17 protein-coding genes are annotated in these 17,206 nt (G+C 64.9%); 8 read left to right on the top strand and 9 right to left on the bottom strand.

The features are described from left to right. Positions 1-1,185 carry a thiolase family protein gene (locus tag Q5H94_RS17080; RefSeq protein ID WP_304562509.1) on the bottom strand — a complete coding sequence of 395 codons (1,185 nt, stop codon included), beginning with the start codon at positions 1,183-1,185 and terminating at the stop codon, positions 1-3. Next, complete coding sequence (locus Q5H94_RS17085) at positions 1,182-1,628, bottom strand: Zn-ribbon domain-containing OB-fold protein (protein ID WP_304562510.1); 447 nt, start codon at positions 1,626-1,628, stop codon at positions 1,182-1,184. Before Q5H94_RS17085 ends, Q5H94_RS17080 begins: the two co-directional genes overlap by 4 nt. Before the next feature lie 266 nt (positions 1,629-1,894). Here Q5H94_RS17085 and Q5H94_RS17090 point away from each other — a divergent pair, with 266 nt between their 5' ends. The 3 genes from Q5H94_RS17090 (at position 1,895) to Q5H94_RS17100 (ending at position 5,017) form a co-directional block, all read left to right on the top strand. Continuing rightward, positions 1,895-3,064, top strand: a complete 1,170-nt coding sequence (locus Q5H94_RS17090; protein ID WP_304562511.1) for an acyl-CoA dehydrogenase family protein — start codon at positions 1,895-1,897, stop codon at positions 3,062-3,064. Positions 3,065-3,092: 28 nt separating this feature from the next. Beyond that, entirely contained in the window at positions 3,093-4,151 is a 1,059-nt protein-coding gene (locus Q5H94_RS17095) for an acyl-CoA dehydrogenase family protein (RefSeq protein WP_304562512.1), read from the top strand. Positions 4,152-4,231: 80 nt separating this feature from the next. Further along, positions 4,232-5,017 carry an SDR family NAD(P)-dependent oxidoreductase gene (locus tag Q5H94_RS17100; RefSeq protein ID WP_304562513.1) on the top strand — a complete coding sequence of 262 codons (786 nt, stop codon included), beginning with the start codon at positions 4,232-4,234 and terminating at the stop codon, positions 5,015-5,017. A gap of 216 nt (positions 5,018-5,233) precedes the next feature. Here the strand turns inward: Q5H94_RS17100 and Q5H94_RS17105 are convergent, their stop codons facing one another. The 5 genes from Q5H94_RS17105 to lnt all read right to left on the bottom strand — a co-directional run bounded on the left by Q5H94_RS17105 (position 5,234) and on the right by lnt (position 11,402). Continuing rightward, complete coding sequence (locus Q5H94_RS17105; protein ID WP_304562514.1) at positions 5,234-6,379, bottom strand: CaiB/BaiF CoA transferase family protein; 1,146 nt, start codon at positions 6,377-6,379, stop codon at positions 5,234-5,236. Positions 6,380-6,727: 348 nt separating this feature from the next. Continuing rightward, positions 6,728-7,432: a tRNA (guanosine(46)-N7)-methyltransferase TrmB gene (trmB, locus tag Q5H94_RS17110; RefSeq protein WP_304562515.1), complete on the bottom strand. Its 705-nt coding sequence runs from the start codon at positions 7,430-7,432 to the stop codon at positions 6,728-6,730. Between the two features lie 51 nt (positions 7,433-7,483). Beyond that, on the bottom strand, positions 7,484-8,497 hold the full coding sequence (locus tag Q5H94_RS17115; RefSeq protein WP_304562516.1) for a hypothetical protein: 1,014 nt from the start codon (positions 8,495-8,497) through the stop codon (positions 7,484-7,486). Between the two features lie 61 nt (positions 8,498-8,558). Next, positions 8,559-9,770, bottom strand: coding sequence for a methionine adenosyltransferase (gene metK, locus Q5H94_RS17120; RefSeq protein ID WP_304562517.1), 1,212 nt, complete (start codon positions 9,768-9,770; stop codon positions 8,559-8,561). Positions 9,771-9,845: 75 nt separating this feature from the next. Further along, positions 9,846-11,402, bottom strand: coding sequence for an apolipoprotein N-acyltransferase (gene lnt, locus Q5H94_RS17125; protein WP_304562518.1), 1,557 nt, complete (start codon positions 11,400-11,402; stop codon positions 9,846-9,848). Between the two features lie 140 nt (positions 11,403-11,542). On the opposite strand from lnt, the gene Q5H94_RS17130 reads away from it, so the two are divergent. The 3 genes from Q5H94_RS17130 (at position 11,543) to Q5H94_RS17140 (ending at position 12,964) form a co-directional block, all read left to right on the top strand. Continuing rightward, positions 11,543-11,956, top strand: coding sequence for a VOC family protein (locus Q5H94_RS17130; protein ID WP_304562519.1), 414 nt, complete (start codon positions 11,543-11,545; stop codon positions 11,954-11,956). A gap of 112 nt (positions 11,957-12,068) precedes the next feature. Then, positions 12,069-12,275, top strand: coding sequence for a 30S ribosomal protein S21 (gene rpsU, locus Q5H94_RS17135; protein ID WP_034160206.1), 207 nt, complete (start codon positions 12,069-12,071; stop codon positions 12,273-12,275). A 92-nt stretch (positions 12,276-12,367) separates the two neighbouring features. After that, positions 12,368-12,964, top strand: a complete 597-nt coding sequence (locus Q5H94_RS17140; RefSeq protein ID WP_304562520.1) for an FKBP-type peptidyl-prolyl cis-trans isomerase — start codon at positions 12,368-12,370, stop codon at positions 12,962-12,964. A 145-nt stretch (positions 12,965-13,109) separates the two neighbouring features. Here the strand turns inward: Q5H94_RS17140 and Q5H94_RS17145 are convergent, their stop codons facing one another. Continuing rightward, positions 13,110-13,802: a hypothetical protein gene (locus Q5H94_RS17145; RefSeq protein WP_304562521.1), complete on the bottom strand. Its 693-nt coding sequence runs from the start codon at positions 13,800-13,802 to the stop codon at positions 13,110-13,112. Between the two features lies 1 nt (position 13,803). Beyond that, on the bottom strand, positions 13,804-15,006 hold the full coding sequence (locus Q5H94_RS17150; protein ID WP_304562522.1) for a toxic anion resistance protein: 1,203 nt from the start codon (positions 15,004-15,006) through the stop codon (positions 13,804-13,806). Between the two features lie 296 nt (positions 15,007-15,302). On the opposite strand from Q5H94_RS17150, the gene Q5H94_RS17155 reads away from it, so the two are divergent. Together Q5H94_RS17155 and Q5H94_RS17160 are read left to right on the top strand one after the other, a co-directional pair. After that, positions 15,303-16,409 (top strand): sensor histidine kinase, encoded by a 1,107-nt coding sequence (locus Q5H94_RS17155; protein WP_304562523.1) that lies wholly within the window; start codon positions 15,303-15,305, stop codon positions 16,407-16,409. Next, positions 16,406-17,206, top strand: a complete 801-nt coding sequence (locus tag Q5H94_RS17160) for a LytR/AlgR family response regulator transcription factor (protein ID WP_304562524.1) — start codon at positions 16,406-16,408, stop codon at positions 17,204-17,206. The genes Q5H94_RS17155 and Q5H94_RS17160 overlap by 4 nt, the downstream gene beginning before the upstream one ends.

Below are 17,206 nucleotides of genomic sequence, written 5' to 3' on the forward strand. Positions count from 1 at the left end.
CTATTCCTTGACCAACAGCATCGCGCCGGCCAGCGGCCCGCCGGCGGTGGAGGTAGCGACGACGCGAGGATCGCCTTTCACCTGCCGCGCCGCACCGCGCCCCCACAATTGGGTGCAGGCTTCGTGGACGGCACCGTAAGCATGGAGCCGCCCAGCCGAGAGCGCGCCGCCGCCGGTATTGACCGGCAACTCGCCTTCCAACGCAATGCGGGTGCCCCCCTCGATGAAATCGCCCGCCCCGTATTTCTCGCAAAAGCCGAAGTTTTCGAGCCAGTTGATCGTGTGGAAGCTGAAGCCGTCGTAGAGTTGCGCCATGTCGACGTCCTTCGGCTTCAGGTCGGTGCGACTCCACATCATCTCAGCCACCTTTGGCTGCGCCTGGGTGTCGAGCGCGTCGAGTTGTACCCAATGGTTGCGATAGTGCATCGATGAGCCGATCGCTTCGATGCGCACAATCGGATGCGGACAGTCCCGGGCGACATCCATGCGCGAGACGATGATCGCGGTGCAGCCGTCGATCGGCACGTCGCAATCGTAGAGACGCAGCGGCGTCGCGATGATCCGCGCGTTCATATAGTCGTCTAGCGTGATCGGGGTGCGGTAGACGGCTGCCGGATTGAGCGAGGCGTTGCGCCGCTGGTTGATGGCGATCTGGCCGACCTGTTCCGGCTTGATCCCGGAATTGTGGACATATTTGTTGAACATCAGCGACTGCTGGAGCGCTGCCGCATAGGTGTGGTAGGGCGCATACCAGTTGAAGCCGCCAGACTGGCGCTGGCCGCCGCGCACCAGCGAATTGGCAAAGGCCTTCTTGCGGGCGCTTGCTTCGTACATGGTGCGGAAGATCAGCACGTTCTTCGCCATCCCGGCGGCGATCGCGCCGATCGCATTGAACACCGCGCCATATTGGCCAGGCGCCTCACGCGCACCGGCATACCAGTTGAGTTTCAGTCGCAGCGCATCCTGGATGCCGGCGGTGCCGACCGGCGAGAAGCCGCTCTCATTGTCGTCGGAACCCGGCCAGCTCGCCACACCGTCGATATCGGCGCGGGTGAGCCCGGCGTCGGTGATCGCCTGCATACAGGCATCGACGGTGAGCTCCAGCGCGGACTTGGACGATCCGCGCGACACCTCCGACTGGCCGATGCCCGTGATCGCGGTGTTCTTCTCGGCATAGGCGCTCATGCCACGGTCTCCGGCTCGAACAGCGGCACCCACAAATCCTCGACCTGTTCGAAGAAGACCTTCACCGGCATGTCCATGGTCACGCTTTCGGGGGCGCAGTTCATGATGTTGGTAGCGAGCCTCACATCATCCTGTTCGACGATACTGACGAGCGCGAGGACATAGGGCACCTTCAAACCTGGAAGCCATTGCTGGTGGTTGATCGTGAAGGAGGTGATGGTGCCTCGCCCGGAAACGGCCTCTGGCGCGACGTTCCGGCTTTCGCATTTCGGGCAGAACCGCACCGGCGGATGAATGTAATAGGCGCAATCCTGACATCGATAGATACTGAGCCGCCCTTCGGCGCCGCTCGTCCAGAAGGTATGCGTATCAAGATCGGTGACCGGCAGTGCCCGCGCGGGCTGCATGCCGTCGGAGGACGTGCTCGGCGGTGTCGTGGGCATCCTGAAAGCGTCTTTCCTATGAAGATCAGAGTTGGCGAAAGGAAGCGCGGCGCAAGCGAAAGGGGGGCCAGGGGGTCGGCAGGCGGCGCCTGCCGTGCTTGCCGGAAAGCGCACGAAATCCGGCGGAATCAGTCTCGCGAAAACGCAATGGCACCTCCCGTTGCAGGCACTTTGCAGGCCTTGCACGCCGAAACAATAAGAGATAATTGAAGTAGGTCAATAACAATATCCGGGCAATCTTGTGCCGGACGAGGGGGTATTTGCCGATGGCGAGCGGCTCGGAGGGGTTCAGGCGCGCAAGCCGAGACTGGCTTGGCACGCACTTCCCCCGCGCACTGGCGGGGTTGGGGCCACGGTACATGTCGTCGGAGACGCCGCCCGAGCCGACGCCTGCTTTTTTGGCGTGGAAGCGGGCGATCGCTGAGAAGGGTTGGGGCGTTCCCACCTGGCCGTGCCAATATGGTGGCGCCGGGCTTTCGGAAGAGGAAGCAGCCATTCTCGCCGAAGAGATGGCGGCAGCCGGCGCCTGGACACCGATCGGCGGGATGGGCGTGATGATGTTCGGGCCGACCCTGCTCGAATATGGAACCGAGCAGCAAAAGCTCCGCCATCTCCCCGGCATTGCAGACGGCTCGATCCGCTGGTGCCAGGGGTATTCGGAACCCGGCGCCGGTTCAGATCTCGCATCGCTCCAGTGCCGCGCGGAGGACAAGGGTGATCATTTCCTTGTCAACGGCCAGAAGGTGTGGACGTCAGGCGCACAATGGTCGGACTGGTGTTTCGCGCTGGTCCGTACCGATCCGTCGGACAAACGCGGCGGTATCAGCTTCCTGATGATCGACATGCGCTCGCCTGGCGTGACCGTTAAGCCGATCCGGATGATCTCCGGCTCTTCGCCCTTCTGCGAGACCTTCTTCGATAATGTCGAGGTGCCAAAGGACAACCTGCTCGGTGCGACGGGGCAGGGCTGGACGATCGGCAAGCGCCTGCTTCAGCACGAGCGTGGCGGGATTTCACAGATGTCCAGCGACGTTCCGCCGCTCCACGCACTGGCGCTGACGCATCTGGCGATCAGCGACGACGGCCGGCTGGCCGATGGCGAGTTGCGCGTCCGCATTGCGCGCTGTGAGATGGAGGCGCTTGCCCTCGCGCTGACGGTCGCGCGCATTCAGAGCGAGAGCGAGGAGGGTGGCCCGCCACAAGCGACCTCGATTCTCAAGAATGTCGGCGCGTGGCTCGCACAGGAACGCGCCGAGCTGATGCTGGAAATCCTGGGCACGCGGGGATTGGGCTGGGAAGGGGCGGGCTTCGCAGCGCCCGAACTGGAGGCTTGCCGCCAATGGCTCTTCAGCAAGGCGGTGTCGATCTACGGCGGCACCACCGAAATCCAGAATGACATTGTCGCCAAGCGCATGCTGGGTCTGAAGGATGCGTGAGATGCCGCTGTCGATACAAGAACAGACGATGCTGGCGGACAGCGTGGGTGCCTGGGTCGCGCGTGAGTCGCCGGTCACCGCTTTTCGGCGGGTGCGCGATGCGGCGGACCCGTTGGGGTTCGATCCCGCGGCGTGGCGATCGATCGCCGCAATGGGTTGGGCCGGGATTGCGATATCCGAGGATCAGGGCGGCGCGGGGCTGGGATTGGCGGCCGCAGGTTTGATCGTCGCCGGACTTGGCCGCGCCTTGGTTGCCTCGCCACTGGCCGCGACGATCGCGGCGTCGGCGGCGATCCTGCACGGCGGGGACGAGGCGCAGCGCCGCCTCTGGCTGCCATCGATCGCCGAAGGTACGGCGATTGCCTCGATCGCCTGCGACGAAGGCGGTCACCACGATCCGGCGCGCCTGCGCACGAAGGCGGAGCGCGTCGCCAGCGGCTGGCGCCTTTCCGGCGTCAAGCCATTCGTTGCCGAAGGTAGCGCGGCGACGCTGTTCGTGGTCGCAGCGGATACGGGGTTGTTCCTCGTTCCTGCGGATACCCAGGGACTGGCGCGCGAGCCGCGCTCCATGATGGACTCGCGCGGCCATGCGAGCGTCTCCCTCGATGTGACGCTGCCCGCCGACGCACGTCTGTCTGACGCGGATCTCGATACGGTGCTGGATGGTGTCCGAGCACTCGCCGCAGCGGAGATGTTGGGGTTGGCGGACGCGGTTTTCGCCATGACGCTCGACTATTTGCGGGTCCGCGTCCAGTTCGGGCGGACGATCGGCAGCTTCCAGGCCCTTCAGCACCGCGCCGCGACGCTGTTCACGCGGATAGAGCTGGTGAGATCGTGCGTGGCGGCTGCACTGGCCGCGCTGGATGCTCGTGCGGACGATAGCAGGAGCCTCGTGTCGCTTGCCAAGGCACAGGCCGGCGACATGCTCAATCTCGTCACGCGCGAGGCAGTCCAGATGCATGGCGGGATCGGCATGACCGACGAGCATGATGTCGGTCTGTACCTCAAGCGCGCGAAGATGCTTGAGGGAGCGGGAGGGACGAGCGCCTTCCACCGTGATCGCTACGCCCGGCTCAATGGGTATTAGTGCGGCGACTGCAGACGTTGGCAGATGAAATCGCCGCGCCGCGGGCGGAAATATCGTTACCAGAAGTGGAGACGGAGCCGATGACCCGCATGACCTTCGATCTCACCGGCCGTGTCGCGCTCGTCACTGGTGCCGGGCAGGGCGTGGGTGCCGAGATCGCTCGGACGCTCGCCGCGCATGGCGCCAAGGTCGTGGTCAACGACTATGTTCTCGATCGCGCGGAGGCAGTCGTCGCGGAGATCGTCGGCGAAAGCGGGGTTGCGGTGGCTGTGCAGGGCGACGTCGGCGATTCGGACAGCGTCGACACGATAGTCGCGACCGGCAACCGGGCGCTCGGGCCGATCGACATATTGGTCAACAATGCCGGCAATGCGGGGCCGGACGGAGCGATGCCGCGTGTCGATTTCTGGGAGACCGATCCCGACGACTGGGATCGCTATCTGCGGGTCAACCTGTTCGGCGTGATGAACTGTGCCCGGGCCTGCGCTGGCGGCATGGTCGCGCGTGGATATGGCCGCATCATTACCATCGTCTCGGATGCCGGGCGGGCCGGCGAGCAGGGGCACGAAGCGTATTCGGCGGGGAAGGCCGGCGCCGCAGGCTTCTCCCGAGCGCTCGCACGGTCGCTCGGGCGTTATGGTGTCACCGCCAACACCATTTCGCTCAGCAACATCTGGCGGCCCGGTCTGGAGCCGACTCCGGAAGGCGCGGCGCTGCTAAAGCAGATGCTAAGCCGGTACATAGTCCGCCGGCAGGGACGGCCGAGCGACGTGGCGCCGGTGGCACTCTTGCTCGCTTCGCAGGAAAGCGAGTGGATCACCGGCCAGAACTATCCCGTCAACGGCGGCTATGTCCTGGCGCTGTGAGGCGCACGGCCGGCGCCGCGCGTCTCAGTGCGCGGCTGCCGCTATCGCTTTGTCGACGGCACGGATCGCGGGAGGACGAAAATAACAGACCGCGCGTCGGATTCGCCTTTTTTTATTGAGCGTGAAATGATCGATCGCGGTTAGTCCATATTGGCCGGCCGCCGAATTGTGTATGACACCCGCGCCCACCTGACATGATCTGTCGCTCCTTCGCCTTCATTTCCAGGGTTCGATGGAGATCGCGCGACTCTCAACGAGGGCACCGATCTCCTCGTCGGCCAGTCCCCAGTCACGCAGTGCCGCCGCCCCGCCCTGCCCAGGCTCGACGGGTGGCCCCTGCGCTCCCGCCGGCGTTTTCGAGAAGCGTGGTGCTGGCGCCGGTACTGTCGTTCCCGCGACCTCCACGAAGTTTGCGCGCTCGACGTGATAAGGGTGGTCCAGCGCTTCGCGCATACTGATCACGGGCGCGAAACAGGCATCGATGTCGCCCAGCAGCGCGATCCAGTAGCTTTGTGGCTCGCGCGCAAACTGCGCCTTGAGCTTCGCCTTGCCAGCCGGCCAGCGCGCCCGATCGAATTGCTGCTTCAGATCGGGATCGTCCGCCATCCCGAGCGCTTCCAGCAGCGCCCGGTAGAAGGGCGGTTCGAACGCGCACAGCGTAATCGCTTTGCCGTCTGCGCACATGTAGACGCCGTTAAATGGTCCGGCGGCATAGGCCCCGGCGCCGGTTCGCTCGCCGCTGAACGCGCCAGCGGCAAGGCTGCCATAAAGCGCCGTCATCATCGAAAGCACGCCATCCACGATCGCGACGTCGATCACCTGACCCTCGCCCGTTGCCCTGGCATGCCACAGCGCGCTCATCAGGCCGAAAGCGAGGAACATCCCACCGCCGCCGTAGTCGCCAACGATGTTGAGCGGGAGCACCGGCGAATCCGGCGGTCCCATCGCATGCACGGCGCCGGTCATCGCAATGTAATTCGGATCGTGACCCGCGATGTGCGCGCTGGATCCTGTCTGGCCCCAGCCGGTGATCCGCGCGTAGACAAGCCGGGGGTTGCGTTCGAGCAGAATTTCCGGCCCGAGCCCGAGCCGCTCCATGACACCGGGTCGAAACCCTTCGATCAGCGCGTCGGCCCGAGCGGAAAGGCCTATTACGGCGTTGACGCCCGCCTGGCTCTTGAGATCGATCACGACGGAGCGGCGCCCGCGCTCCAATACGGGATGAGGCGAGGGGCCGGCACCGGGGCGATCGACCCGCAATATGTCGGCGCCGCAATCGGAAAGGAGCATTGCTGCATAGGGTCCGGGGCCGAGGCCGGCAATTTCGAGGATCTTCAGGCCGCGCAGCGGTCCGGTCGTCATCTCGTGCCGCCGCCGTGCATCATAGGATCATGTGGGCGCACTATCCTGGCATGACCGGTGTTGGGGAAATGGGATGGATCGGACGGTTCTCGGCTATGGCCGATCTCGCCATCCCTCTCCACCGCGCCGAAATTGATACCGTACATCAGCGCCGACCGCAGCCCGACAGATCGACGCCGAGACAACGGTTTCGGCGGCACGGCTGTTGCAGCTGCGTCCTGCGCCGGTCGACGGTTTCCACCAGAACAGTCCTTTGTCAGCGCGGTCGGCCTCACCATGAGTCCCTCGCGACCGCATCGAGATGGGTCGCCGCACGATATGCACACCTCTATAGAAACAACTAATCTATTATGGCAATTGCCACGTCCGAGCGTCCACTCGCTGATATTTCAGATACCATACCTCATGCCCCTGCCGCCGCGCCTTGCGTTCGTAGCGGGTTTCGGGCCAGTCGGCGGGGCGCGTCAGGAAATCCGCTGCACTCTCCGCCAGCCAGCGGAAATCGGTGCGCTGGTTCATCACCATCATCGCCCAGCGGCAATAGGTCGGATCATCGGTGCCGAGGCGGAACTCGCTGCCCGGCTTGAGCTTCGCCGCGATCAGATCGAGCGGGCCGTGGTTGACCATCCGCCGCTTGGCATGCCGCGCCTTGGGCCAGGGATCGGGATGCAGCAGATAGACGCGCGACAGCGACGCATCGGGCAGCCGCTCCAGCACGTCGAGTGCATCGCCCATGTGCAGGCGCACGTTGGCGAGGTTCCCGTCGCGGATATGGTTGAGCGCGCCGACCACGCCGTTGAGGAACGGCTCGCACCCGATGAAGCCGTGATCGGGGCGGGCGGCGGCCTGCCCGGCAAGATGCTCGCCCGCGCCGAAGCCGATCTCGACTTCCAGCGGGTGGTCGGAACCGAAGAGCGTGGCGGCGTCGAGCGGGCCGGCTTCTGGCACGGAGACGCGCGGCAGCAGCTCCTCGACCAGCTCGGCCTGCCCCTGACGGAGCTTGTGCCCCTGACGGCGGCCATAGAGGCGGCGGATGGTGATGGGGTCGTTCATGCGCGCCGCATAACCGAGCGATGCGGATGCGTCACCAGGCCCGCTCGATTCCTATTTTAGCGCCTTGGGCCCGAATGTTACGTTCTGGCCCCGCGTTCGCGACAGCGGAGCGCCTCCCACCATCGCTATCACCTGCTCGGGTTCGGGCAGCTTGTTGAAATTGGGATAGACGTCGGTGCCGGAGAACGTGAGCAAAGTCACTTGGAAGCCGCCTTTGCCCAGCAACGCTGAGAAGCCGCCTGAAACAAAGGCGGCTTGGCCAGCGTCGTTGAGCGCCACCCAATATTCCGGCGTCGTATTATCATGACGATAGACGCCGAAACTGGTCGAACCCGGCCGGTCGCGACAGAATGGTTCGGGAGCCTTGGGCGTTTCTTGCGTATCCTTTGCGACATCTTTCGCGACCATTCCTGCCAGTGCCCCCAGCAAAACTTGCGAGCCGTCGGGTTTGACGATCTTGGCGCGCGCGAAGGTGAGATGAGTCGCGCAGTCCCGCATCTGGGCGACGGGCCAATTGGCGGGGGCCGTCGCCGGAAACCGTATGCCGGCGATGATTCGATCGAGGCGTGCAGATAGGGTGGCTGGATCTTCGGTCTTCGAACTGACGCGGATGGCTACCAGCCATTCGCCGAGCGGCATCATGGCGGCGGCAGTCGAGATCAGCGGGCCGTGCTGCGCAGCATAAGCGCGCTTCAGCGAATCCATGACAGCACTGCCGGGCCGCTTGAACGCGATCGGCTCGGGCGTGAGCGGGGAAACGCCGCCGTAGACCGGTCGTTCGCGTATCACCGTCTCGACCCGGTCGAACCAGAGAGCGGTGTCGGGAAGTCCTGGATGGAAAAGGTAGATAGTGACCTCTTCGTCCGGACCATATTGCGCGGCCACGTCGAGTTCCGCATCGCCTGAGTCGATTAAGGCAGTGCGTTTCAACCCATCAATAACCGGCATCAGAATGAGGCCTGTCGCGGCGTGTTGCCAGCCTTTGTCTGCTGGCACGCCGAGATCGCGTGCGGAAGCCGGTGGTGCGATCATTATCGCGAACAGCAAAAACAATGGCCAGCGCATGAAAAAGCCCCCGAAGTTGTCCTTCGGAGGCTAATTCAAATCACCGCGAAGGCAATCGGCGTTACGCCACCGCCGCCTTCAGGTCGTCGACCAGATCGGTGCGCTCCCACGGGAAGAAGTCGCCTTCCGCCTTGCGGCCGAAATGGCCGTAGGCCGCGGTCTTCTGGTAGATCGGCTTGTTGAGGCCGAGATGCGTGCGGATGCCGCGCGGGGTGAGGCCGCCGAGCTTCTCGATCTTGCCGATCGCCGCCTCGATCACGTCGTCGCCGACGGTGCCGGTGCCGTGCGTGTCGACATAGAGCGACAGCGGCTTCGACACGCCGATGGCGTAGGCGAGCTGGATCGTCACGCGCTGGGCAAGGCCCGCCGCCACGATGTTCTTGGCGAGGTAGCGCGTGATGTACGCCGCCGAACGATCGACCTTCGTCGGATCCTTGCCGCTGAACGCGCCGCCGCCGTGGGGCGATGCGCCGCCGTAGGTGTCGACGATGATTTTCCGCCCGGTCACGCCCGCGTCGCCGTCCGGCCCGCCGATCTCGAAGCTGCCGGTCGGGTTGATGTGATAGACGGTCTCGTCGCTGAGCAGCGCCGCCGGGATCACGTCGGCGACGACCGACTTCACGTATGCATGAAGCTCGGCTTCCTTCTCGCCCTCGTCATAGCCCTTGCCGTGCTGGGTCGAGACGACGATCGCGGTGGCGGCGACGGGCTTGCTGCCCTCGTAGCGCAGCGTGACCTGGCTCTTGGCATCGGGCTCCAGGAACGGCGCCTTGCCCGAATGGCGGTCGGCCGCCATTTGCTCGAGGATCTTGTGGCTGTAATAGAGCGTCGCCGGCATCAGGTCCGGCGTGTCGTTGGCGGCATAGCCGAACATGATGCCCTGGTCGCCCGCGCCCTCGTCCTTGTTGCCCGAGGCGTCGACGCCCTGTGCGATGTGCGCGGACTGCGGATGCAGGTTGTTCTCGAAGCGGAAGCTCTCCCAGTGGAAGCCGTCCTGCTCGTAGCCGATGCGCTTGACGGTGTCGCGGACCGCCTTCTCGACCTCATCCTTCACGCCCGGCGCCCAGTTGCCGGCTTCGTCCATGATGCCCTTGCCGCGGATTTCACCGGCGAGGACGACGAGCTGCGTCGTGGTCAGCGTTTCGCAGGCGATGCGCGCCTCCGGGTCTTTCGACAGGAACAGATCGACGATCGCGTCGGAAATCTGGTCGGCGACCTTGTCGGGATGGCCTTCGGAAACCGATTCGGAGGTGAAGAGGTAGCTGGAACGCATGGAAAATCCTTCTTGTGAGGGGAAGGCTTCGGGCCGTTTCCATGCCCATATAAAGCTTTCCTTATATTGCGCGCACTAGCGGCGGGCGAACCGTATGGCAACGGCCAACAGCAGCAGCGCGCCCGCGACGATCGCCGCCATCGCGTTGCCGAGTTGCGAGAACAGCGTCGGGACGGCGGCAGGCGGGATCGGCAGCTCGATCGCGCCAGCGGTGTTCCACGGGATGGACTTCAGCACGCGGCCCTGCGCGTCGATTACGGCGGAGATGCCGGTCGGCGTCGCGCGGATCACCGGCAGCCCTTCCTCGATGGCACGCAGCCGGGCCTGCGCGAGGTTCTGCGCGGGGCCGCTCTCGCTGTACCAGCTGTCGTTCGAGGGGTTGAACAGGAAGGCCGGGCGCTGGCGGCGGTCGACGATGCTGCCGGAGAAGATGATCTCGTAGCAGATCTGGAAGCCCACGCGCCCGAACTTCGGCAGCGCGAGGCTGGCGGGGCCGGGGCCGGGCGCGAAATCATAGTCGCCGGGGACGAGGCGCTGCAGCCCGAACAGCGAGAGGAAAGGGCGGGCGGGGAGATACTCGCCGAACGGCACGAGATGCCCCTTGTCGTAGCGGCCGAGCACGCGCGCGCGGGCATCGAGCGCGAAGATCGAGTTGGTGACGGCCTTGAGATTGCCGTCCGGGTCGAATTTGAGCGCGTTGCCGCCGGTGAGGACGATATCGTCGGGCCCGAGGAGGGAGGCGATGCGGGCACGGGTGAGGTACGGCACATTGGGGCCGTAATATTGCGCGGGATAGCCCTCTTCCACGAAGTAACGCAGCGCGCCTTCCGGCCAGACGATCAGGCGCGGCGCGGGGCCGGGGCGGCCGGAGAGCTTCGCGAGCGCGCGGAGGTTGGTCTCGGCATAATCGTTGCGCGGGCGCTGTTCCTGATCGAGATCGGGCTGGACGACCATGACGCGGGGGGCATTGGGTATGCCGCCGATATGAAACATCGGGTACGTGAGATAAGAATAGGTCCAGCTAAGTGCCACGACCACCAGCGCGGCTAGAACAGTTCCGCGTTGTCCGGCTGCGCCAAGCAAAATGCCCGACGCGAGGATCGCCAAGCCGGACAGCGCATAAGTGCCTACGACTGCCGCGAGTTGGGCGAATGGCGTCGGCAGCCAGATCTCCGCCAACGGGTTCCACGGATAGCCCGTCATCACCGTCGCGCGCAGATATTCGGTCGCGATCCAGACGGCCGCGAACACCAGCACATAGCCGCCTTCCACCCGCTCCCGCCGGAAGCGCCACGCCACGCCCGCCGCCATCATCGGATAGATCGCCAGATAGAAAGCCGGCAGCACCGGCGCGAGCAGGCCGAGCCAGTGCGGCATCGCATCCTGATAGGCGAACGCCTGCGCCAGCCAGATATTGCCGAACACGAAATGCCCGACCCCGAACAGCCACCCGAGCCACAGCGCGCGCCGCATCGTCGGCGCGGCATGGGTCAGCCACATCCACACCGCGAAACACGCAAGCGTGACCGGCCACCAGCCCCACGGCGCAAACCCCAGCACCGCCAGCGCACCGAGGACGAGGGAGAGGAGGGCGGGGCGGCGCAAGGCACTCGCGACGATTTTGTGTATCACTACTCGCCCTCATCGTTCCCCGGCGAAGGCCGGGGTCCAGTTGGGCGACGCCCGTAACAGAGGACCGCGCTTCGTTACTACCGACATCGCACCCGGACCCCGGCCTTCGCCGGGGAACAGGTTTGCGCTATAGGGCGACAATGCGCCCCTTCCACCTCGCCTTCCCGGTCCACGATCTCGCCGCCGCGCGCGCTTTCTACGGCGGCACTTTGGGCTGCGCGGAGGGGCGGAGCTCGCAAAGCTGGATCGATTTCGATCTGTTCGGGCACCAGATCGTCGCGCACCTCGATCCCGCCGCAAGGCCGGTCGCGGTCGAGAATGCGGTCGACGGCCACGACGTGCCCGTCCCGCATTTCGGCGTGGTGCTGACGATGCCCGACTGGGAGGCACTGGCCGAGCGGCTGCGCGCGGCGGGGACGACATTCGGGATCGAGCCGCACATCCGCTTTGTCGGTCAGCCGGGCGAGCAGGCGACGATGTTCTTCCGCGACCCGAGCGGCAACGCGCTCGAGTTCAAGGCCTTCGCCGATGACGCCAACCTGTTTGCGACCTGATCCGCCCCTTTATCCTTGAAAAATCGAGAATCGGCGTGTAGGGCCCCAAACCTTGCGGCGCGGGCCTTGTCCGCGACGACCGACTTCTATTGATCCGGAGCCTAAGCGGTTTATGCAAATCATCGTTCGCGACAACAATGTCGACCAGGCGCTGCGCGCCCTGAAGAAGAAGCTGCAGCGCGAGGGCGTCTATCGCGAGATGAAGCTTCGCCGTCACTACGAGAAGCCCAGCGAGAAGCGTGCGCGTGAGCGCGCCGCCGCCGTCCGCCGCGCGCGCAAGCTCGAGCGCAAGCGTCTGGAGCGTGACGGCGCCCGGTGATAGGGTGCCGTGCGGGCCATCCGGCCCGTCATCGTTTCTGATATAGTCGCGCGCGGGGTGCCCGCGCCGACGTGCCTCGGGGGCCAGCTTTCATGTCGTCGATTACCGCTGTTCCCATGAAGCCGATCCGCCGCAGCGTGCTGGCCTATCTCTGGGTCGCGATCGTGCTGGCGCTGGTCGGCGCGACCGCGCTGGCGATGCAGGCGCCCGAGGATTTCCTGGTCCGCAACGCGCGCGCACCCGGCGTCGTCACGACCGCGTCGGGCCTGCAGTACAAGGAATTGTCGCCCGGCGACGGCGGCACCAAGCCGACTGACACCGACGTCGCGCTCGTCAACTACGAAGGCAAGCTGCTCGACGGCACCGTTTTCGACAAGTCGCAGCAGCCCACGCCGATGCCGATCCGGGGCGTCGTGCCGGGCTTCGGCGAGGCGCTGAAGCTGATGACGCGCGGCTCCAAGTACCAGTTCTGGCTCAAACCCGAGCTTGCCTATGGCGACAAGGCGAACGGCGCGATTCCGGCCAAGTCGGTGCTGGTCTTCACCGTCGACCTGATCGATTTCAAGTCCGAGGCGTGGCTGCGCCAGGCGCAGATGCAGCAGCAGATGCTCCAGCAGGGCGGTGCGCTGCCGCCGGGCGCCCTCCCGCCGGGCGCGGTGCCCCCCGGCGCGGAGCCGGCACGGCCGTAACGCGCGAGACGGACTGCCTCTTTTCGTCACCCCGGACGTGTTCCGGGGTCCAAGGCTCCGCGAACGTTGCGGCAGTAAATTTGAGCGAAACGTTTGCGGCACGTTGGACCCCGGCACGAGGCCGGGGTTACGCCCGGTTTGGCGCTTACGCCACCCCGTCGTCCCGGTACTTGATCTCCAGAAACCGCCCGCGCGTCGCCAGCGCGTCGAGGTCGCCCTGCGCAAGTTGCTGCGTCATCTCGCCGATCTCGGCGTCGATCAGCTTCAGGCTCTCGGCAAGCTGCGCGTCGGGCGACTTGCCGTTGCGCTCCACCTTGCGCAGCGGCTCGGGCACGCGGGCATAGCCGCGCAACAATTCGGGCAATTGCTCGCCCAGCAGCTTGCGCACCTCGAACGCCGCCGGCTGCTGCTCGTCGAGCGTCGCCAGTTGCGGCTGCAGCGTCTCCAGCCGCAGGCCGATGCCGTCGATCAGGCTCTGCGCAGGCGCGGGGAGGGCGGGGCGCTGCGTCTCCAGCCAGGCCTCGGTCTTGGACGGCAAGGCCTTGAGCGGCACCGCCGCCAGCTTCTCGGGCGCGACCGGCGTATCGAGCCGCACGAACGCCAGCAGCAGCGTCACCGCCACCAGCAGCGCGCCGACCAGCAGCGCGCCGCCCATGCCGATCGGCATGATCCAGCCGACGATGATGGTCGCTACGATAATGGCGAGGTCCGCCCCGGCGATCAGCGCGGCGCGCTTGGCGATGCTCGTCGCCCCGCGCCGCCGCCGCGCGACGGCGCGGTCCCGCGTGCGGTCGAGGAACTCGGTCGCCGCCGCGATCTGGCGATCGACGTCGCTCATCCTACACCGCTTCCAGCTTGAAGGTATCGTTCGGTCCGGCGAGCGCGTTCTGCGTCGCGCCCTCGGCCCGCGCGATATAGCCCTTCGACTTCTCGACCTCGCTCGACAGCGTGTTGACGGTCGACTTCATCGAATCGAGCGCCTTCAGCTTGAAGCTGTCGATCGCGTCCATCGTGTCGTAGATGTTCTGGAACGCGCGCTGCAGCACCTCGACCGGGATGGTGGCATTCGCGGCCTGCTCGTGGATCTGCGCGGTGTTCGACTTGAGCAGCTTGCCGGTCGAATCGATGATGTTCGCGGTCGTCGTGTTGAGCGCGGTGATCTGTTCCAGCACCAGCTTCTGATTGGTCAGCGCCTGCGCCACCGTCACCGCCGTGCGCAGCGCCGAGACGGTGGTGGTGGAGGCGCGGTCGACGCCCTTTACCAGCTCGACATTGTTCTTCTTGACGAGATCGAGCGCGAGATAGCCCTGCACCGTCACCGCCATCTGCGTCAGCAGATCCTGCGTGCGCTGGCGGACGTAGAACAGCGCGGTTTCGCGCACCGCCTTGGCTTTGGCGGGGTCGCTGTGGTCCAGGTCGTTGGCCTTGTCTTCCAGCGCCTTGTCCATCTCCTTGGACAGCACGATCATCTGCTCCAGCCGTCCCATCGCGCTCCACAGATTGGCGCGTTCGGTGTCGATCGCGGCATTGTCCATCAGCAACTCGTCCTTGCCGCGCGCGAGCGTCTTGAGGATCGCGTTGATGTGCGTCTGCGAGGAGCGGTATTTGTCGAAATAGCTGGTGACGCCGCCGCCGAACACCTTGCTCAGGAAACCGCCGCCACCGCCGAGCAGCGAGCTGTTGGCGCCGGGATCGAGCTTCTCGACGGTGCGGCGCAGTTCGGTGAGGTCGGCACCGATGCCGGTCTCGCCGTCCATCGCCTTGACCGGCCGGTCGAGAAAGCGGTTGGAATGGCCCGCCGCCTCGCGGATCTCCTTCTGCCCCATCGCCGCGATCGCATCGACGCGCTTGCCGAATTCCGGGCTGTTGACGTCCTGCGCGATCAGATCGTCGACGAAACCCTCGACCTTCACCTGCAATTGCGTGCGGGTCTTGTCATCGACGGGCACGAGCCCGGACGCCTTCTCCGTGGCGACGACCGGCACGGGATCGGGCGGGGTCAGCACCAGCGGGGCTTCGGTTGCGGTTTCGGTGTCGGCCATCGATCGTCCTTCGTCTCTAGCTGTGTCATATATATAACACACTGGATTTTGCAATCCGTGGCGAGTGACGCAGATGTAGCGTACCGCATGCTGCCAACCAAGCCGTTGCGGCTGTCCTACACGGCACACACGTGTCAGGGTTCCATGGTCGGCCGATCGCCGTGGATTGGTGCAATTTTGGAAACGATCGCGCCTTACATTTTCGATTCAGGTGTCAATCTGTCAAGCGAGGTATCACTTTCATGGTCGGCGCGCCTTGCTTTGCCCTGCCACCAAACCCGCGTTAGGGTGCCCGCATGGCGCTGTTCTCCCTCCCCGCGATCTTCTCGCGGCCGTTTTTCGAGGACAAGGGCCGCGCTTTCTGGCGGCTGCAGGCGGCGGGGTGGACCGGCTACCTGATCCTGCGCAGCGTTTCGACCTTTTCGAACGGGCTCGAATTTTCGGCGGTGGTGCCCGTCATCATCGAATCGATCGTCGGCTATTGCATTACGCTCCTGCTCTCGACGCTCTACCAATATTACCGCCGCCTCTCGCGATTGTGGGGCGTGATCCTGACGATCCTGACGCTGGCGGCGGCGACATTGCTTTATTCGGTGCTCGACGCCTTCTCCTTCTCGTTCCTGAAACTGACCGATCCGGGCATCAACCTCACGCTCGTGCTCGGCACGGTGTTCCTCAACTTCACCGTGCTGGCGGGCTGGTCGGCGCTCTATTTCGGCATCAATTTCTACCTGATCGTCGAGGATCAGATGGACCGGATGGCGGCGCTGGAAAATACCGCCAGCTCGGCGCAACTCGCGATGCTGCGCTATCAGCTCAACCCGCATTTCCTGTTCAACACGCTCAATTCGATCTCGACCCTCGTGCTGCTCAAGCAGACCGAGCGCGCCAACGCGATGCTCAGCCGGCTCTCGTCCTTCCTGCGCTACACGCTCGCCAACGAGCCGACGGCCCATGTCACCATCCAGCAGGAGGTCGAGACGTTGAAGCTCTATCTCGAGATCGAGAAGATGCGTTTCGAGGATCGCCTGCGCCCGAGTTTCGACGTCGATCCGCGCGTGTCGCAGGCGCGCCTCCCGTCGCTGCTGCTCCAGCCGCTCGTGGAAAACGCGATCAAATATGCGGTGACGCCGCAGGAGGATGGGGCCGAAATCAGCGTGACGGCGCGGCTCGCCGGGGATCGGGTGCAGATCGCCGTATCCGATACCGGTCCGGGCTTGAACGCCACGACGATGCGTCCAGGGCTTTCAACCGGCGTGGGGCTCGCCAATATTAGGGATCGGCTGGCGCAGGCTTACGGGCCTGACCACCGTTTCGAGACGCGATCGATCCCGGGGGGCGGATACGGGGTCGAAATTGAGATACCGTTCCAGTTAGAGGAACCGAAGAGAGAGGCCGCATGACGATCCGAACGATTCTGGTGGATGACGAACCCCTTGCTATTCAAGGGCTCGAACTGCGCCTGGCCGCGCATGAAGACGTCGAGATCATCGAGAAATGCGCGAACGGCCGCGAGGCCATCCGCGCGATCAAGACGCACAAGCCCGACCTTGTTTTCCTCGATATCCAGATGCCCGGGTTCGACGGTTTCTCCGTCGTGCAGGGTTTGATGGAGGTCGAACCGCCGCTGTTCGTGTTCGTGACCGCCTATTCCGATCATGCGCTGAAGGCGTTCGAGGCGCAGGCGACGGACTATCTGATGAAGCCGGTCGAGGAATCGCGCCTCGCCGACACGCTCGACCGCGTGCGCCAGCGCCTCAGCGAGAAGCGCGGCGTCGAGGAGGTCGATCGCCTGCGCGAAGTGCTGGCCGAGGTCGCGCCCGATTCGGTCGAGGATCTGACCGAGGGCGGCGATCAGGTATCGTCGAGCCGCTTCGAAAAGCTCATCAACATCAAGGATCGCGGCCAGATCTTCCGCGTCGACGTCGACACGATCGAGCGGATCGACGCGGCAGGCGATTATATGTGCATCTACACCGGCGACAACACGCTGATCCTGCGCGAGACGATGAAGGATCTCGAAAAGCGGCTCGACCCGCGCCGGTTCCAGCGCGTCCATCGTTCCACCATCGTCAACCTAGACCTGGTCAAGGAGGTAAAGCCGCACACCAACGGCGAATGCTTCCTGGTGCTGCAGTCGAACGCGCAGGTAAAGGTCAGCCGGAGCTACCGCGACGTGGTCGCGCGGTTCGTCCACTAA

The sequence above is a fragment of the Sphingomonas immobilis genome, from assembly GCF_030580995.1.
Lineage (GTDB): Bacteria > Pseudomonadota > Alphaproteobacteria > Sphingomonadales > Sphingomonadaceae > Sphingomonas > Sphingomonas immobilis.

Excerpts from the sequence above, each read along its gene's own strand:
- trmB (WP_304562515.1), bottom strand. The coding sequence starts at position 7,432 with ATGAACGACCCCATCACCATCCGCCGCCTCTATGGCCGCCGTCAGGGG.
- Q5H94_RS17080 (WP_304562509.1), bottom strand. The coding sequence starts at position 1,185 with ATGAGCGCCTATGCCGAGAAGAACACCGCGATCACGGGCATCGGCCAG.
- Q5H94_RS17145 (WP_304562521.1), bottom strand. The coding sequence starts at position 13,802 with ATGAGCGACGTCGATCGCCAGATCGCGGCGGCGACCGAGTTCCTCGAC.
- Q5H94_RS17100 (WP_304562513.1), top strand. The coding sequence starts at position 4,232 with ATGACCCGCATGACCTTCGATCTCACCGGCCGTGTCGCGCTCGTCACT.
- metK (WP_304562517.1), bottom strand. The coding sequence starts at position 9,770 with ATGCGTTCCAGCTACCTCTTCACCTCCGAATCGGTTTCCGAAGGCCAT.
- Q5H94_RS17115 (WP_304562516.1), bottom strand. The coding sequence starts at position 8,497 with ATGCGCTGGCCATTGTTTTTGCTGTTCGCGATAATGATCGCACCACCG.
- Q5H94_RS17155 (WP_304562523.1), top strand. The coding sequence starts at position 15,303 with ATGGCGCTGTTCTCCCTCCCCGCGATCTTCTCGCGGCCGTTTTTCGAG.
- Q5H94_RS17095 (WP_304562512.1), top strand. The coding sequence starts at position 3,093 with ATGCTGGCGGACAGCGTGGGTGCCTGGGTCGCGCGTGAGTCGCCGGTC.
- Q5H94_RS17090 (WP_304562511.1), top strand. The coding sequence starts at position 1,895 with ATGGCGAGCGGCTCGGAGGGGTTCAGGCGCGCAAGCCGAGACTGGCTT.
- Q5H94_RS17085 (WP_304562510.1), bottom strand. The coding sequence starts at position 1,628 with ATGCCCACGACACCGCCGAGCACGTCCTCCGACGGCATGCAGCCCGCG.
- Q5H94_RS17140 (WP_304562520.1), top strand. The coding sequence starts at position 12,368 with ATGTCGTCGATTACCGCTGTTCCCATGAAGCCGATCCGCCGCAGCGTG.
- rpsU (WP_034160206.1), top strand. The coding sequence starts at position 12,069 with ATGCAAATCATCGTTCGCGACAACAATGTCGACCAGGCGCTGCGCGCC.
- Q5H94_RS17160 (WP_304562524.1), top strand. The coding sequence starts at position 16,406 with ATGACGATCCGAACGATTCTGGTGGATGACGAACCCCTTGCTATTCAA.
- Q5H94_RS17150 (WP_304562522.1), bottom strand. The coding sequence starts at position 15,006 with ATGGCCGACACCGAAACCGCAACCGAAGCCCCGCTGGTGCTGACCCCG.
- Q5H94_RS17105 (WP_304562514.1), bottom strand. The coding sequence starts at position 6,379 with ATGACGACCGGACCGCTGCGCGGCCTGAAGATCCTCGAAATTGCCGGC.
- Q5H94_RS17130 (WP_304562519.1), top strand. The coding sequence starts at position 11,543 with ATGCGCCCCTTCCACCTCGCCTTCCCGGTCCACGATCTCGCCGCCGCG.